Source organism: Streptomyces sp. NPDC048473 (genome assembly GCF_043200155.1).
Lineage (GTDB): Bacteria > Actinomycetota > Actinomycetes > Streptomycetales > Streptomycetaceae > Streptomyces.
The window spans coordinates 1-1169 of the sequence record NZ_JBICXE010000203.1; the positions used below are offsets into that span (position 1 = coordinate 1).

Genomic DNA, 1169 nt, shown 5'->3' on the forward strand with positions numbered 1-1169 from the left:
CGACCAGGCAACGGCCGAACGAACGAACCTGAAACCCCGTCAACCCGCCCTGACCAGCTGATCAGCACCCCCCGCACGCCGGGGGAACCTCATTCGGCTAGCATCGACAGCATGCCGAACTTTGCCCGGCCCTCCATGGTGGCGGTGTCAATGTCCTGCTCGATGGTGTGCAGGCCGATGCCGCGCTCGCGCAGATCGGCGCCGAGGGTGACCAGGTGGATTTTCCGTCTCTCTTGGTTGTTGACCGGTAAGCGCGGATGGCTGATGGTTCGTCATATCGTTGCGACACCTCGATGAAGCGGTGAGAGGGATCCGTGGACGGCTTGCCGTTACAGCAATTAGGGGAGGTCATGTCCGGGTTCACCGAGCGGCGTGACTGGCTGATGAAGGCCAGGGACGAGCGGATGGGCCTGTTCGTGACTGCCGGGTTCAAGGACTGTGCCGTGGAGGTGACCGTCGGCTCTCAGAGGGAGTCGGCCGGGATGCGGTTCGTCAGTATCAAGCGTCGGATGGTGTCCGGTCGGCAGTTCGCGGCGGGCGTTGTGGGGGTGCTGGCCGACGCACGGCAGGGGATCGCCGAGCGGGTGGCGGCCCGGTTCGAGGCCGTCTCGGACAGTGGACTGGGTTTCGCTGGTTCCGGTTGGAAGGGGTTGGGTCTCGTCCGGTTCCTTGAACTGCTGGGTGCGGAGGGCCTGCTGACGGAGCCTGTTCCGGAATGTGGGGGCGGCAGGCGTGCTTGCGACAGCTTGTTCGTCGCGGAGCCGTGTCGGATCGGTTTGGGCGGTGGTAGCAGCGGTGTGGTCGGTTGGTTGATCGGGGCCGCGGTGGGGGTGTTCGCCCATGCGACGGGAGACGACCCGCTGGACGCGTCGGGGGGCGGTCATCGGATCGGTCGTGGGTTCGAGCGCAATGATGTGGTGCCGTGTGTGCGGCTCCGTGACGCTGTTGGGGGTGTTCGCGGGGGCGTTGACCAACGCGGGGCGGTTCAGGGCCGAATCGGGCAGGACTTTTCGGTGGACTCAGTACGGTGCGCTGGATCGGATCAACCGGAGTGTGGGGGTCGGCGGTAGACCATGGCTGTGAATCCGTTTCTTGACGGTGTTGTTGTGATGTTGACGGGTATGCATGTTCCGCGTGGGAGTTCCTCGCGTATGCGTGGCGAGGTGGAG

At 65.0% G+C, this 1169-nt stretch carries 2 protein-coding genes; one reads left to right on the top strand and one right to left on the bottom strand.

Going from position 1 to position 1169, the window contains the following annotated elements; genetic code table 11:
• Positions 1–89 precede the first annotated feature (89 nt).
• Positions 90–266, bottom strand: coding sequence for a recombinase family protein (locus ACGFU7_RS48240; RefSeq protein ID WP_393705186.1), 177 nt, complete (start codon positions 264–266; stop codon positions 90–92).
• An 84-nt stretch (positions 267–350) separates the two neighbouring features.
• Here ACGFU7_RS48240 and ACGFU7_RS48245 point away from each other — a divergent pair, with 84 nt between their 5' ends.
• Positions 351–1070: a hypothetical protein gene (locus ACGFU7_RS48245; protein WP_393705184.1), complete on the top strand. Its 720-nt coding sequence runs from the start codon at positions 351–353 to the stop codon at positions 1068–1070.
• The last annotated feature ends 99 nt before the right edge of the window (positions 1071–1169 follow it).